This is a genomic window from Cyclobacteriaceae bacterium (genome assembly GCA_030584025.1).
Lineage (GTDB): Bacteria > Bacteroidota > Bacteroidia > Cytophagales > Cyclobacteriaceae > UBA2336.
The window spans coordinates 42,401-56,869 of sequence record CP129487.1; the positions used below are offsets into that span (position 1 = coordinate 42,401).

14 protein-coding genes and 1 riboswitch are annotated in these 14,469 nt (G+C 43.9%); of the genes, 9 read left to right on the forward strand and 5 right to left on the reverse strand.

The features are described 5' to 3' along the window. The first annotated feature begins 101 nt into the window (after positions 1–101). Positions 102–199, forward strand: a riboswitch (TPP riboswitch). A gap of 50 nt (positions 200–249) precedes the next feature. The 3 genes from QY309_00235 (at position 250) to QY309_00245 (ending at position 4,345) form a co-directional block, all read left to right on the forward strand. Continuing rightward, positions 250–2,688, forward strand: coding sequence for a TonB-dependent receptor (locus QY309_00235; GenBank protein ID WKZ59919.1), 2,439 nt, complete (start codon positions 250–252; stop codon positions 2,686–2,688). 199 nt (positions 2,689–2,887) lie between these two features. Continuing rightward, on the forward strand, positions 2,888–3,733 hold the full coding sequence (locus tag QY309_00240; GenBank protein WKZ59920.1) for a geranylgeranylglycerol-phosphate geranylgeranyltransferase: 846 nt from the start codon (positions 2,888–2,890) through the stop codon (positions 3,731–3,733). Positions 3,734–3,751: 18 nt separating this feature from the next. Continuing rightward, positions 3,752–4,345 carry a phosphoribosylglycinamide formyltransferase gene (locus tag QY309_00245; GenBank protein ID WKZ59921.1) on the forward strand — a complete coding sequence of 198 codons (594 nt, stop codon included), beginning with the start codon at positions 3,752–3,754 and terminating at the stop codon, positions 4,343–4,345. A gap of 77 nt (positions 4,346–4,422) precedes the next feature. On the opposite strand, the gene QY309_00250 is transcribed toward QY309_00245, so the two are convergent. Beyond that, complete coding sequence (locus QY309_00250) at positions 4,423–5,022, reverse strand: peroxiredoxin-like family protein (GenBank protein WKZ59922.1); 600 nt, start codon at positions 5,020–5,022, stop codon at positions 4,423–4,425. A gap of 183 nt (positions 5,023–5,205) precedes the next feature. On the opposite strand from QY309_00250, the gene QY309_00255 reads away from it, so the two are divergent. Further along, the gene (locus QY309_00255; protein ID WKZ59923.1) at positions 5,206–5,931 is read left to right on the forward strand and encodes a hypothetical protein; all 726 of its coding nucleotides are present in this window, start codon (positions 5,206–5,208) and stop codon (positions 5,929–5,931) included. Between the two features lie 96 nt (positions 5,932–6,027). Here QY309_00255 and QY309_00260 read toward each other — a convergent pair whose 3' ends face one another. Both QY309_00260 and QY309_00265 read right to left on the reverse strand, forming a co-directional pair. Beyond that, on the reverse strand, positions 6,028–7,224 hold the full coding sequence (locus tag QY309_00260) for a homogentisate 1,2-dioxygenase (protein ID WKZ59924.1): 1,197 nt from the start codon (positions 7,222–7,224) through the stop codon (positions 6,028–6,030). A 73-nt stretch (positions 7,225–7,297) separates the two neighbouring features. Continuing rightward, positions 7,298–8,920 carry a S41 family peptidase gene (locus QY309_00265; GenBank protein ID WKZ59925.1) on the reverse strand — a complete coding sequence of 541 codons (1,623 nt, stop codon included), beginning with the start codon at positions 8,918–8,920 and terminating at the stop codon, positions 7,298–7,300. A 163-nt stretch (positions 8,921–9,083) separates the two neighbouring features. Here QY309_00265 and QY309_00270 point away from each other — a divergent pair, with 163 nt between their 5' ends. The 5 genes from QY309_00270 (at position 9,084) to QY309_00290 (ending at position 13,067) form a co-directional block, all read left to right on the forward strand. Next, on the forward strand, positions 9,084–9,839 hold the full coding sequence (locus tag QY309_00270; protein WKZ59926.1) for a hemerythrin domain-containing protein: 756 nt from the start codon (positions 9,084–9,086) through the stop codon (positions 9,837–9,839). Positions 9,840–9,842: 3 nt separating this feature from the next. Beyond that, a complete protein-coding gene (ruvX, locus tag QY309_00275) occupies positions 9,843–10,253 on the forward strand; it encodes a Holliday junction resolvase RuvX (GenBank protein ID WKZ59927.1) in 411 nt (136 codons plus the stop codon). Between the two features lie 64 nt (positions 10,254–10,317). Beyond that, the gene (gene def, locus QY309_00280; protein WKZ59928.1) at positions 10,318–10,887 is read left to right on the forward strand and encodes a peptide deformylase; all 570 of its coding nucleotides are present in this window, start codon (positions 10,318–10,320) and stop codon (positions 10,885–10,887) included. 62 nt (positions 10,888–10,949) lie between these two features. Then, positions 10,950–12,092 carry a methionine aminotransferase gene (locus QY309_00285; protein ID WKZ59929.1) on the forward strand — a complete coding sequence of 381 codons (1,143 nt, stop codon included), beginning with the start codon at positions 10,950–10,952 and terminating at the stop codon, positions 12,090–12,092. Positions 12,093–12,233: 141 nt separating this feature from the next. Beyond that, on the forward strand, positions 12,234–13,067 hold the full coding sequence (locus QY309_00290) for an amidohydrolase (GenBank protein ID WKZ59930.1): 834 nt from the start codon (positions 12,234–12,236) through the stop codon (positions 13,065–13,067). 42 nt (positions 13,068–13,109) lie between these two features. Here the strand turns inward: QY309_00290 and QY309_00295 are convergent, their stop codons facing one another. Together QY309_00295 and QY309_00300 are read right to left on the reverse strand one after the other, a co-directional pair. After that, positions 13,110–13,559 (reverse strand): hypothetical protein, encoded by a 450-nt coding sequence (locus tag QY309_00295; GenBank protein WKZ59931.1) that lies wholly within the window; start codon positions 13,557–13,559, stop codon positions 13,110–13,112. Between the two features lie 4 nt (positions 13,560–13,563). After that, complete coding sequence (locus QY309_00300; GenBank protein ID WKZ59932.1) at positions 13,564–14,403, reverse strand: endonuclease/exonuclease/phosphatase family protein; 840 nt, start codon at positions 14,401–14,403, stop codon at positions 13,564–13,566. Positions 14,404–14,469 lie beyond the last annotated feature (66 nt).

A 14,469-nucleotide genomic window follows, 5' to 3' on the forward strand; every position in this document is an offset into this window, starting at 1 on the left:
ACAGAATTTAGAATTTAGAATTCAGAATTTTTCGGTTTTGAAATCAGCGCCTCAAATTCTGTAAACTAAACTCTGAATACTAACTGCTTTCTTTTACCTTTACGCCCAGTAAGGGGTGCCTCATAATAACGGGCTGAGATTATACCCATAGAACCTGATGCCGATAATGCGGCCGAAGGGAAGGCAAGTGAAACTTGTAAGCATGGCGCAGTCCCCTCTGCACGTGCGGGTTTTAACAAATTAAAAAAAATGTTTAAAAAATTAATGTGGACAGCATTGTTGCTGTTGCCATTGGCTGCATCGGCACAAAGCCAATTGAAGGGTGTAGTGCGTGATGCGCGAACGAATGAGCCTTTAAGTGGGGCTACGGTTACACTCACTCAGGAAAGAAAAATTACCGTAACGGATGCACAAGGCGCTTTTCAGTTTGCAGATGTGCGAAGCTATGAAGCTGAAATCCGGTTTGTGGGATACAAAACCAAACGGATTACACTTTCATCCGGAGTGAATGAAATTTTGCTGGAGGAAAGCACAACGTTTACCGATGAAATCATTGTATCGGCTACACGTGCGGGTGAGAAAACACCTACCACATACAGCACGATTGATAAGCAAACGTTGCGTAAGCAAAACTTCGGTCAGGATTTACCCATTCAACTAAACTGGACCCCTTCCGTGGTCACCACTTCCGATGCCGGAAATGGAGTGGGCTATACGGGTATCAACATCCGCGGAAGCGATGCCACGCGAATCAATGTTACGCTTAACGGCATTCCGTATAATGACAGCGAATCGCAAGGTGTATTCTGGGTAAACATTCCGGACATCTCTTCTTCCACACAAAGTGTTCAGGTACAGCGTGGCGTGGGTACATCCACCAACGGACCGGGTGCGTTTGGTGCGAGCATCAACATTCAAACCAACGCATTGGCCGATGAACCGTATGCCGAGTATGTGCATTCGTTCGGTTCGTTTAATACCTGGCGAAATACGTTGGGTTTTGGAACAGGTTTGATAGGCGATCGTTGGGCGTTTGATGGTCGCGTTTCAAAAATCAGTTCGGATGGATTTATTGACCGCGCCACATCTGATTTGTCATCCTATTATTTTTCAGGAGGGTATTACTCCGGAAAAACGATGGTGAAAGCCATTGTTTTTGGCGGACATGAAGTTACGTATCAAAGCTGGTACGGTGTTCCCGAGTCACGGTTGAACAATGATACCGAAGCGATGTTGGTTACGGCTTCCAATGAAGGCTGGAACGATGAGCAGACACAGCTTCTGCTTAATTCAAATAGTCGCACGTTTAACATTTACACCTACGATAACCAGGTGGATGATTATGCCCAGGATCATTATCAGCTGCACACCTCACATCGGTTTACCAATAACCTCACGGGAAATGTTGCACTTCATTATACGTATGGCAGAGGTTTCTATGAAGAGTATCGTATTAACGATCGCTTCAGTAATTATGGGTTAAGTCCGGTAACTATTGGCGATTCGGTGATTAATCGTAGCGACATCATCCGCAGACGTTGGCTGGATAATGATTTCTACGGCTTCACGTATTCGCTTCAACTCGAAAAAAATAAATTGAATGCAGTATTGGGTGGTGCGTGGAACCGGTATGATGGACGGCATTTCGGAGAGATCATCTGGTCGCAGGTAACAACTGTTCCGAAAGATTATAACTACTACTCCAATGATGCAACGAAGCTGGATTTTACCGTTTACCTGAAAGGCAACTACCAGTTTACTTCTGCCTTGAATGGTTTTCTGGATGTGCAATACCGAAACATAGGCTATCAAACAGCCGGCAACGATAATCGCCAGAATGTATTTGATGTAGATGTGCAGTATTCATTTTTCAATCCGAAGTTTGGTTTAACCTATGATTTAGGGTCGGGGCAAAGTTTATATGCTTCATACGCTGTTGCGAATCGTGAACCGGTGCGAAAAGATTTTATCGACAATCCACAGAATGAAACGCCCAGACACGAGACGTTGGGCAACCTGGAAGTTGGTTTCAGAAAACTATCTGACCGAACAATGCTGAATGTAAACGTGTACTGGATGAACTACAACGATCAACTGGTGCTTACTGGAGCCTTGAATGATGTGGGCGCTGCGATTCGCACCAATGTAGATAAAAGCTATCGCTTGGGTATTGAGGTTGATGGTTCTGTAAAACTTTCTGAGAAGTTAGCCTGGGATGCAAACCTGACGCTGAGCAGAAATAAGATTGAGGAATTTTCTGAAATACTGTATGATTACGGAGTTGATTTTGATGAATTCAATGTGGTAACCCGAACGTTTCGTAATACAGATATTTCATTTTCACCAAGCATCATTGCGGGTTCAGTATTTCGGTACATGCCAAGTAAGGCAGCCGAAATTTCACTGCTCACCAAATACGTTGGTCGACAATTCATGGATAATACGTCCAACTCATCACGACAGTTGGATGCCTACCTGACCAATGATGTACGGGTATCGTATGCTTTCACTCCGAAGTTTATGAAAGAGCTCCGGTTAAACCTGTTGGTGAACAATGTGTTTGATGTTGCATATGAATCGAACGGCTATACCTGGGGTTACCTGGGCGGAGGAGAGGAGTTTCGGGAGAATTATTACTACCCGCAGGCAGGCAGGCATTTTATGGTGATGTTAAGTGCCAGGTTTTAATCAGAGGTCATCTCAAAATCAGTTTCATATGTTAGCCTGAGCTTGTCGAAGGCTATTTCGAGTTCCAAAAATTGGTTTCGACAAGGCTCAACCTGACATTAAAGGTATTTGAGATGAGCTCTGATTATTTGTACCAAAAGCGCTCAACGGGAAGGGCGGAACTTCAAACGCTTGTTTGTACTTTTGCCCAACCCTTACCATGCGCCTCAGCAAAAAAATTATTACCGCACTATTCAGGTTAACCCGTACGTGGAACCTGCTGATACTGGTATTTGCCCAGTACTTCACGGCCTGGTTTCTGCTCAAAGCTGATGTTTTTACAGATTGGCGATTACTGTTGATGTGTGCTTCCTCGGCTTTGATTGCAGCCGGTGGATACGTGATCAACGATTATTATGATGTTAAGATAGACCTGGTGAACAATCCTAATCGGGTAGTAGTGGGAAGAAGTGTTCCCCGAAGACATGCTATTTTGTTACATGGAATATTGTCGGTTGCCGGTATCGGGTTGGCGGTTTTTGTTTCGTGGTGGATTGTGGCCATCAATATTTTTTCGGTTTCGTTGCTTTGGTTTTATTCCAACTTGCTCAAGCGACTTCCCTTTGTGGGAAATTTTGCAGTTGCTCTGCTAACGGGTCTTTCAATCGGGGTATTGAATATTTTATATGACGTGTTCAATCCACTTGTTATCGTGTATGCCGTGTTTGCTTTTTTCATGACACTGGTTCGCGAAATCATTAAAGATATGGAAGACCTGAAAGGCGATAATACCTACGGGTGTAAAACCATTCCCATTGTATGGGGCATTCGCAAAACAAAAAACTTGTTGTATGTGATCATTGGCTTTTTTGGTATAGCCGTATTATTGATCAATCAGCTTTACGTGAAACTTCCTGTGATTTATTTTTTAATGATGCTTTTTGTTCCATTAGTCTGGCTGGTGGCACAACTGGTAAAGGCTGATACAAAAAGAGATTATTCCTGGCTGAGTAGTTTCTGTAAAGTGATTATGTTGTTAGGTATTTTAAGTATGGCGATTGTGTAAAGTGTTAAACTGGTACGTGTGACTCAACTCAATACATCCTCATATCGATTAGCCATCTTTGCGTCAGGAAGCGGAACCAATGCCGAGGAGATTTTTAAGTTCTTCAAGAATCATCAGCAAATTTCTGTTGCTGGACTTTTATCAAATAATGCGGATGCTTATGCCCTGGTGCGTGCGGCAAACCATGAAGTTCCAACCATGGTTTTTAATCGCAAGCAATTTCGGGAAACTGATGAGGTGGTGAATTGGTTGAAGGAAAAGAAAATAACACATGTTGTTCTGGCTGGTTTTCTTTGGCTGATTCCTGAAAACCTGATCCGCACATATCCGGGAAAAATCATCAATATCCATCCGGCATTATTACCCAAGTTTGGAGGCAAGGGCATGTATGGCGCCAAGGTGCATGAAGCGGTTAAAGCTGCCGGTGAAACCGAAACGGGTATCACCATGCACGAAGTGAATGAACAGTACGATGAAGGCCGCATTTTATTCAAAGCCATTTGTCCGGTGATGCCGGATGATACACCTGAAGCCATTGCACACAAGGTCCATCAATTGGAATATGCCTGGTACCCGAAAGTGATTGAAAATTGGGTGCTGGAATCCAGGTAAATTCAAGCGGGTGTACAACAAACTTGCAGCCCACGCCCCTAACCCCGAAGGGGGACTCCGCGCGCTGGGTTATCCCTTCAATTCTTTTTGGCAAAAATCTTTGCAGTTGAAAGCAACAAGTCACCGCTGATTCTTTTCTTATAATTCGGATTGATGTACTCAAACAAAATCTCACTTTCTTCATTTACCAGAAACACTGCAGGAACCGGCAAATGCAGTTCTGCTCCATCCCCTTGATTAGGTGTGAGCAATTTCTCGTAAGGTTGAGGCGCTTTAAAGGCAATGCCCATCGCTTTTGCGAGCGCACCGTTCTTGTCCGAAACCAACGTGTACGTCAATTTATTTTTATCAACGCTTTTCTTCAGGTTTTCGGGCGCATCCGGACTAATGGCTATAAGGGTATACCCCAAGGCGCGCAACTCTGATTCAATCTGACCCACTTCACTTAGGTGTGCATTGCAATACGGGCACCACCCGCCCCGATAGAAAATGACGATTGTTTTACCTGTCTTGAACAGATCACTTGTTGAAAGGGACTTTCCGTCTATAGTTAAAACCTGTGTTTCCGGTATTTTTTCGCCTATCAGCAACGGACTGACATCCTCGGCCTTTTCGGGTAATTGCGCGTAAACGGCAAGCGTTGAAAAAATAAGGGCAAGTGTTGTAAATAATCTCATGGTTTTTATAATTTCAAATCACAAAAGTAAACGGCTCCGAGTTTTAAAAAGTCGTTTGCCTGACGAAACACGAAAAGAGGGCTTAAATATTTGTGGTATACGGCTTTTGTGCATGAACCATTACCTGTTATGTTCCGTATTCCCTTGCGTTTCCAGAGTGAGTAGCGATATTAATTAAAGTTTATGATTAAAAGTATCCATTTCTTAATTGTCTTAGCTGCTTTCATTTTAAACTCATGTTCATCCGATTCTCATGAGGAGGAGGTAGCCCCCGTTGAACCTACTGATAATTTTTATCTCAATTTTGAATTGAAGGGCTTCTCTTATAAAGTTTCGAGTGATGGGTATTCTTTACATACGAGTTACAAAGGGAGGTGTGCAAAAGATTGGATTGATGGTGCGAATCGGGTGTCTTTACAAATTCCAACGGATGCAGGTTTTATAACTAAAGTTGATTTTTGGATAAGGAAAAAGGTTTTCAAGGACGAACTTGATCCCAGCAACAGTCTAAGCTACTTAGGTAGAGTGATGAATGCCAGTACTAGTAGTATTGGTTTCCCAATCAATCAAAATGGGTATTATGAGGAGTACGACTTGGAGAATAGTGTTTTTCTAGTGAATCGAAATTTAAGTGCAGAAGCGTACTTGTTCATCTCCACGGAGGACGAATTTTATAGATCGGATTCAGTGGTGCCAAACGAACGTGATCCTCGTTCATTTATTAGAATAGAACGAGTTATTGAAAACACCGGAATGGACAGTTACGATTATCCCTACATCATTGAGGGTAAATTTGCCATAAATCTTTTTGAAGGAATGTATGGTACTACTTCCCAACTGGTGAGGGGTAACTTCCGTTGGCCAATTGGCAGAGTTGAGGATTCTGAATTGCTGTCATTATGTAGGTAACTGTAAACGACCACAAGGTATGAAGTCCTTATCCTGGTTGATTTATTTCTGGGTAGGAAAAGGACAAAAAATAGGGGCCTGAGCCCCTTTATTTTTTTACGGTGTATTAATCTCGTTGTACGGCATGTTCGGATCGTTATCCGTCCAGCTCATCGGATAATTCTTATCTAAAAACTCCAGTGCATCAGTAGTCAGGTACAGTGGCTTAAACGTGTCAATCATCACGGCCAACTCATGCGTTTCTTTCGCGCCAATACTTTTTTCAACCGTGCCCGGATGCGGGCCGTGTGGTAGACCTCCCGGATGAAGCGTGAACGATCCACGGTCAATCCCTCTTCTGCTCATGAAATTTCCTTCCGCATAATACAACACTTCATCGCTGTCGATGTTGCTGTGGTTATACGGTGCAGGAATGGCTTGCGGATGATAATCGAACAACCGCGGCACAAATGAACAAATTACAAAGTTGTGTGCCTGGAAGGTTTGGTGTACCGGGGGCGGCTGATGAATGCGACCGGTAATGGGTTCAAAGTCGTGAATGGAAAAAGCATACGGCCACAAGAAACCATCCCATCCCACTAAATCCAGCGGACTGAAATCATAGATGTATTGATGTAGGTAGCCTTGCTTTTTAATCTTCATCAAAAATTCCCCGCGACTGGCATCGGTAATGAGTTCGTGTGGCGGGCGAATGTCGCGCTCGCAGTATGGGGAGTGTTCCAACAGCTGCCCTAATTCATTGCGATAACGTTTTACCGTTTCAACCGGTGAAGCTGATTCAACAATCAACAATCGCAACGGGCCTTCTTCAAATTCAAGCTTATAGATTACGGTGCGAGGTATAACCACGTAGTCGCCTTGGCGGATTTCGAGTTTACCAAAAGGCGAAATGAGCACGCCCTTTCCATCGTGAATGTAAATCACTTCATCGCCCTCTGCGTTTTTATAGAAGTAATCCATCTTACGTTGTTTGGGTGAGCAGATGGAGATGGCGCAATCATTATTTTTCAATAACACTTTACGCGCATCCAGAAAATCATTTCCGGTGGTGGTAACTTTTGAGGTGTTCAGGTGTGTTTGTCGCAGCGCGTAATCATGTACAATCTCTGGCCCATACTTCACTGGATCTTTCAAGGCCTTGATGCGCGTGGGCGGATGGATGTGATACAGGTTGGAATAAATGCCCGAAAAACCTTCTGAGCTTACCAGTTCTTCTTTATACAAGCTTCCATCCGGCTGTCGGAATTGTGTATGCCGTTTGGGTGGAATATTGCCGAGTCGATAGTAGTACATGAGTCAGAAAATTAGCGCAGCTAAGTTAGTAAATTAGCTAATGCACAAACAAAATGCACGAATAACTTCAAACTTACATCGCCTGCCTGTTCAACTCCGGCATGCGTTCAAACAACTTCAGCGATTGCAAAAAGATTTCGTTGGTTTCGTTAATGATCGGAAACAACCCGTCATTGCCCCAAATTCTTCTGGCAATTTGTGCTTTTACGTGTAACTGGAAGATTTTCTTATTTCGCTTCAAATCCTGGTAATCGGGTTTAACCTTGTTCCGTTGGCCAATAGCAATCAGTTCATTTAACATCGCATCAGTAACTACAAAGTTTTTCCTGAACGTTTCAAATCCATTGCTTTCTAATTTTTCCTTGTTGTGATGGGCGTAATTGAAAGCATACTCATAAATGGATAGCGAAGAGTACAACGCATTTAAAAAATGACTGTTCATCGTAGTATCCAGCGGTACAAAGTAATCGGGCATAATGCCGCCACCGCCATAAACAGAACGGCCGTTTGCAGTTTTGTATCGCAGTGAATCGTTAAGCTTTATACTATCCGCAGAGAAGAACTCCCCATTCTTGTAGCGTTCAATCAGATCCAACGAGTATTCCTCTTCATCATCGTACGGCTTTTGAATGGAACGCCCGCTTGGTGTATAGTAGCGCGAAATAGTCAGGCGTAATTCAGAGCCATCACTTAAGTCGAACGGATTTTGTACAAGACCTTTTCCAAAGGTTCTTCTTCCTACAATTAATGCGCGGTCGTTATCCTGTAACGCACCTGCAAGAATTTCAGAAGCAGAGGCACTTCCTTCATTCACCAATATTATCAGGTCGCCATTTTCAAAATTACCACGGTTGGTAGATGCTGCATTGGTGTTCAGTCTCTTATCTTTTCCATCGGTGTATACAATTTTCTTTCCTTCTGAAAGAAATTCATCAGCCAGGTCGATGGCCATGCTCATGTATCCGCCACCGTTACCCTGGAGATCAAGGATAAGCTTTTTCATGCCCTGATCTTTCAACTTGATCAATGCTTTTGAAAATTCTTCATACGTGGTAGCTGAAAACCGATTCAGTTTGATGTAGCCGATCTCGCTATCCACCATGTACGATACATCGATGGAAAACTGTGGAATCTTATCACGAACAATGTTGTAATCGAATGTTTGCTTTCCGCGAAGAATGGTCACTTTCACTTCCGAGCCACGCGGGCCTTTCAGCAACCGCATTACATCTTGTGTGGTAATGCCAATGCTTGCCACATTCTCATCGTCAACCTTAATAATTTTATCTCCTGATCGGATGCCCAATTTTTCTGAAGGTCCACCGCTGAGTGGTGTTACCACCATAATCGTATCCTGAAAAATGTTGAACTCCACGCCAATGCCATCAAAATTTCCACGCAGTTCTTCGTTGGCAGCCACGCGATCGCTGGCCGGGATGTAGTGGGAGTGTGGATCGAGTTTAGAGAGCAGGTGACGAATCGACTCATCTACCAACTTATCGGTAGTAATATCATCCACGTATTTGGTATCGATATAAGTAAGCACTTCCCGTAGTTTTTGAACATCTTTGGTTACATCCCGCGAAGGTTTCTGTGCATTAAAACTGGAGCCAATAAAAACTCCGGCAGCCAGGCCAATGCATAAAACAAGGGGTAACCGAATCTGGTAAGGTGTATTTTTAGGTTGTTCGCTCATCCTGCAAAATTATAGTAGTGTACCGGTTTAACGACTATCACTTTTAATTGGTTGGAAAAATTTGATCAATCGGGGGGTAAAAAACGGCTAAAACTGCACTTTGGCAAATCAACCGGTTTAAAGGGTGCGTTTTTTTACCCTTTACCCTATATTTGATAATTGTATGGAATCAGCCGGACTTAAAACCAAGCGCATTGCCCAGCTCGTTGACGAGAACTACGTCCACGCCTATGTGCTGTTTTATTTCGGCATCCGGTTTGACGAGTATTCCGAACACACCCTTGAACAGGCTTGCCTGGCCAATGGATTGAAGGTTGACCAGGTCATTCGTGAACTGGAGTCGCCTACCCATTTACGTGAGGCCGACATACCGTTGATTTCCTACCCCATTGATTTGATCGTAGAGTACCTTAAGCACTCCCATTTTTTATTCATCAAACATAAGCTGCCCTATATTGCCAAATTGGTGGATGCCTTTAAGGCAAACCATGAAGACTATCAGCAAGTGGAACGCGATCTGAAACTGGTGTTTCCGCTATTTGTGGAAGATTTTATTCACCACATCTACGAAGAGGAGGATACGCTGTTCAGTTATATCAAAGCGCTGGAACGGGCATCTACCGGAACGTATATTCCGACCAGGCTGTATCAGTTGATGGAGCGTTTCTCTGTACAGAAGTTTGCTGTTGAGCATGAAGCACACGATGATGAAATGCAAGGCATTCGTAAGATTACCAAAGATTACGAGATCAAACCCGGTGCTCCGTTGCATGTGAAAGTGATCTTCAACGAACTCCGCGATTTTGAGCAAAACCTGATTACCCACGCCCGCATCGAAAATGAGATTTTATTGCCCAAGGCCATGATGCTGGAAACCAAGGTGAAGCAGGCCTTCTTTGAACGCATCCGCCTTAATTAATTCATGGGCCGGATTCTTGCCATTGATTATGGAACCAGGCGAACCGGGTTGGCAGTAACTGATCCGTTACGCATTATCGCCACAGCTTTAGATACGGTTTCGTCAAACGATTTACTGGCCTATCTGAAAAGCTACACGTCAAAGGAAACCGTGGATGAATTTGTGATAGGTATGCCGCGTACATTGAAGAATGAAGATTCAGCTACGGCACCCTTGGTGCGTGAATTCATTGTAAAATTGAAAGAAGCGTTTCCGGGAAAACCGGTTCATGAAGCAGACGAGCGTTTTACCAGCTCCATCGCACAACGCGCCATGATTGAAGGTGGAATGAAAAAGAAAGACCGTCAGGTAAAAGGCAATGTGGATAAGGTGAGTGCGGTGTTGATTCTGCAGGCGTTTATGGATGCCCGATAGTCCCCGGCATTTATTATCGAATGAATAATCCTTATTTTTGCAGTTCTAAACACGTGAAATACAAATGGTTTACCCGATAGTGATGTATGGCGACCCGGTGCTGAGGCAACGCGCAAAGGATGTTGAACCGGGTACGGATCTTAGCCAGTTGATTGAGGACATGTATGAAACCATGCATGCGGCTCAGGGAATAGGGCTGGCCGCTCCCCAAATTGGCAAGAGCATTCGCCTGTTTGTGGTGGATGGTACCGGACTGGAAAAGGACGATGATGAGGCCGAGGAGGGCATGGAAGATTTTAAGAAGGCCTTTATTAATCCGGTTATGCTGGAAGAATTAGGTACACCGTGGGATTTTGAAGAAGGCTGCTTGAGCATTCCGAACATACGGGAAAAGATTTCACGGAAGGACACCATTCGGATCAGGTATTACAACGAAAATTGGGAGTTGAAGGAAGAAGAATACGATGGCATGCAGGCCCGTATCATCCAACACGAGTACGACCACATTGAAGGAAAATTGTTTATCGATTACCTCACTTCGCTGAAGAAGCGATTACTGAAAGGAAAACTCACCGACATCAGCCGTGGAGATGTAAAAACCGAATACCGCATTTTAGCACCGCTAAGAAAGTAGGCAATGAACAGTAGGCAATATGCAAATGATGATGTTAAATTGCAATTTGCCTACTGCTTACCATGAAAATAGAATCCCGTCTTCCTGATATCAGTACCTCCATCTTTGCCATCATGTCGAAGATGGCTGCCGATCATGGTGCCATCAATCTTTCACAAGGCTTTCCTGATTTTAGTGTTGATCCGGTTATTATTGATCTGATCCATCAGTACATGAAAGCCGGGCACAATCAATATGCGCCTATGCCGGGTGCGCCTGCGCTACGTAACGTTATTGCTGAAGTAATTTCAAAAACCTATAACCATCAGCTTAACCCTGAAACGGAAATCACCATTTCAGCAGGTGCGACAGAAGCATTGTATGCATCCATTGCCGCCTTTGTTCATCCGGGCGATGAAGTGATTGTGTTTGATCCGGCTTATGATTCGTATAATCCGGCTATCCGGTTAAACGGTGGTGTGCCGGTTCATATTAATCTTCGTTACCCGGATTTTTCTATCGATTGGGAAGAAGTGAAATCACGCATTACTTCGCGTACGCGGATGATTATGGTAAACACACCGCAAAATCCGAGTGGGGCTGTGCTTACCGCAGATGACCTGAAACAACTCGAACAGCTGGCAGCGGAACACGACCTGATTGTGTTGAGTGATGAGGTGTATGAACGAATTATTTTTGATAACATCCGGCATGAAAGCGTGCTTTACTATCCAAACCTTGCCAAGCGAAGCATAGCTGTGTTTTCTTTTGGAAAAACCTTTCACGCCACCGGTTGGAAGGTAGGCTACGCCATTGCACCGGAAGCGTTAACCCGTGAAATCCGTAAGACGCATCAGTTCATTACCTTTTCGGTAAACACCCCGGTTCAACTAGCCTTGGCCGAATACATGAAAACACCGACTCACTACGAAAACCTGGGTTCGTTTTATCAGCAAAAGCGCGATTACTTTTTACAAGGCATAAAAGGGTCATCCTTTGAGCCGATGCCGTGCCATGGTTCGTACTTTCAATCGCTGTCGTATAAAAATATTTCTTCTTTGCCCGACAGGCAGATGGCAGAAGAACTGACCATCAAACACAAGGTAGCTTCTGTTCCGGTTTCTGTTTTTTATAACGACAAAACCGACAACAAGCTGTTGCGTTTTTGTTTTGCCAAAAGCGAACAGACGTTAGATCAGGCGATGGAAATTTTGAGGAAAATTTAACAGTCTAAATACAAGTAGGCAATAGGCAATCAGCAGTAGGCAAGTGATAGCCTAATAATTGCCTACTGCCTGCTGCAAACTGCCTACTTATTATTGCCTGCTGCTCACTTCTTTCGTTACTTGCGCCTCGAAACAACCACTATGCAAGACTTAAAAATCACGCTTATTCAGGCCGACCTGTATTGGGAAGAAATTGATGCCAACCTTTCCGCATTTGAGGAAAAAATATGGCAGATCGGGCAGGATACGGACGTGATTGTGTTACCCGAAATGTTCACCACCGGCTTTACCATGAATGCGCCCAAACTGGCCGAGCACATGAACATGCGTACGTTCAAGTGGATGCGCCAGATGGCCGACCAGACCGGTGCACTAATATTGGGCAGTTACATCGCTACGGTACATGAGCGCTACTATAACCGCATGCTGTGGATGGAGCCCGGAGGGCAGTACAAGACGTACGACAAGCGCCATTTGTTCCGAATGGCCGTTGAACACAAAACCTATTCTCCGGGCGAAAGTATGCTTGTGTCTTCCTGGAAAGGCTGGCGTATTTGTCCCCTTATTTGTTACGACCTGCGCTTTCCGGTATGGAGCCGTAACACATACGACATTACCGCCCAGCGCCTCAATTACGATTTGTTGATTTATGTAGCCAACTGGCCTACTGCCCGCATCGATGCATGGGATGCGTTACTAAAAGCCCGCGCGATTGAAAATCTGAGTTACACGGTTGGCGTGAACAGGGTGGGATTGGATGGCAACGGCATTGAATATAACGGGCACTCTTCCATTTATTCACCGAAAGGTGAGTTGATGTTTACGAGCGAAGGATCAGAAACAATCAAAACCATTCAGCTTAACGCACATTCCTTACAGGCTTTCCGCGATAAGTTTCCGGCACACCTCGATGCCGATGATTTTTCAATTGAGCTGGGTGAATTTGAAGAGGATTATTTGACCGGGTTAAGTTGATTTATTTCTAGCATGAACATCTTTGCTATAAATATTCATAACTCAGTAGGGAGATAAGTCAAATTCTATTATTCTATTCTCCTTTCTAATTAAGCTATTGTTAATGGTTGAACGCAAATTCAAATAGTAAAACACAGAGTCATGGTCCATCCACATTCCTTTTGTTTTATGAAATTCTGGAGATAAGCCAAAATATTCAGTTAAATAAATACTGTCATTATAAAGTGGGCTTTTCTGAATTTCATCTATTAACTCTTGGTAGTCAGTGGAATCAATTTTAATTGCAATGCTAATTCGATTTCTTTGCCATGACCCACTTTTTGATAAAACGGTATACTGTTCAGGAAATTTAAGACCTGTTTCCGTTTCAAAAGTTACAATAGCTAGCGCCTCGGTATTTGAAAGGTATAGCAAAAAGATGCCCACTATAGTCATAAAGAGTATCACAACCCCGAATAAAATTACCTTAAGCATTCCTGTGACTTTGCTCATGACATCACCGTTCCAAACTCAACTCAAACACTGCAATTACAGGTAGGTGGTCACTCGGGTAGTGCTTGCCATCGTTATCCTGCGCTACTTTGTAATTTCGCAAAATCCATTCTTTGGTGTGGAAGATGAAATCAATGGGGCGGCACTCCATACTGCCAACAGCAAAATTGCAATACGTACCCGTGTTATCGTTTGCGGGTTTGGTGTCAATGAGCAAATTATCTTTTACCAGTGCGTCATAGGGTTCTTCCGTGCGTTCGCAGTTAAAATCACCGGTAAGCAATACAGGCAGGTTCTGCGAGCGTTGTCGGGTTTCGTCAATCCATTCCATAAGTTGCAAGGCGCTCATTTTTCTGGCTTCTTTTCCAACATGATCAAAATGGGTGTTGAACAACGCAAACTCACGTTTGAGTTGCTTGTCGTAAAACCGGGCAATGGTAACCAAACGTGTTATCGCGGCATCCCAACCTATGCTTCCAGGCATTTCGGGTGTTTCGGAAAGCCATCGGGTTTCTTTTTCAAGTAAGCCGAAGCGGTTATTTTTAAAAAGAATGGCGCTGTATTCACCCCGTTGTTTTCCGTCATCGCGGCCCACGCCTACGTAGGTGTAATCAGGCAATACCCGTATCAAATCCTCAAGCTGATGATGCAGCGCTTCCTGAATGCCAATCAGGTCAGGATCATACTTTTGGATAACGTGCGCCACTTTTTGAATGCGGTTTGGCCACGCATTTTCACCATCACCCGGGTTATCAAACCGGATGTTGTACGACATGACCATAACCGATTGTGCGTCCGCCATCTGGCAAATCCCGATCAATAGAAACAGAATCAATTTACGCATTCCTAAAAATACGTTACCGCTGGTGGATATGCCACGCAGCCGGAAGAAAATAATTGTAATTTAAAG

Coding starts and splice junctions, on each gene's coding strand:
- QY309_00235 (WKZ59919.1), top strand. CDS start 250: ATGTTTAAAAAATTAATGTGGACAGCATTGTTGCTGTTGCCATTGGCT.
- QY309_00240 (WKZ59920.1), top strand. CDS start 2,888: ATGCGCCTCAGCAAAAAAATTATTACCGCACTATTCAGGTTAACCCGT.
- QY309_00250 (WKZ59922.1), bottom strand. CDS start 5,022: ATGAGATTATTTACAACACTTGCCCTTATTTTTTCAACGCTTGCCGTT.
- QY309_00255 (WKZ59923.1), top strand. CDS start 5,206: ATGATTAAAAGTATCCATTTCTTAATTGTCTTAGCTGCTTTCATTTTA.
- QY309_00260 (WKZ59924.1), bottom strand. CDS start 7,224: ATGTACTACTATCGACTCGGCAATATTCCACCCAAACGGCATACACAA.
- QY309_00265 (WKZ59925.1), bottom strand. CDS start 8,920: ATGAGCGAACAACCTAAAAATACACCTTACCAGATTCGGTTACCCCTT.
- QY309_00270 (WKZ59926.1), top strand. CDS start 9,084: ATGGAATCAGCCGGACTTAAAACCAAGCGCATTGCCCAGCTCGTTGAC.
- ruvX (WKZ59927.1), top strand. CDS start 9,843: ATGGGCCGGATTCTTGCCATTGATTATGGAACCAGGCGAACCGGGTTG.
- def (WKZ59928.1), top strand. CDS start 10,318: ATGGTTTACCCGATAGTGATGTATGGCGACCCGGTGCTGAGGCAACGC.
- QY309_00285 (WKZ59929.1), top strand. CDS start 10,950: ATGAAAATAGAATCCCGTCTTCCTGATATCAGTACCTCCATCTTTGCC.
- QY309_00290 (WKZ59930.1), top strand. CDS start 12,234: ATGCAAGACTTAAAAATCACGCTTATTCAGGCCGACCTGTATTGGGAA.
- QY309_00295 (WKZ59931.1), bottom strand. CDS start 13,559: ATGAGCAAAGTCACAGGAATGCTTAAGGTAATTTTATTCGGGGTTGTG.
- QY309_00300 (WKZ59932.1), bottom strand. CDS start 14,403: ATGCGTAAATTGATTCTGTTTCTATTGATCGGGATTTGCCAGATGGCG.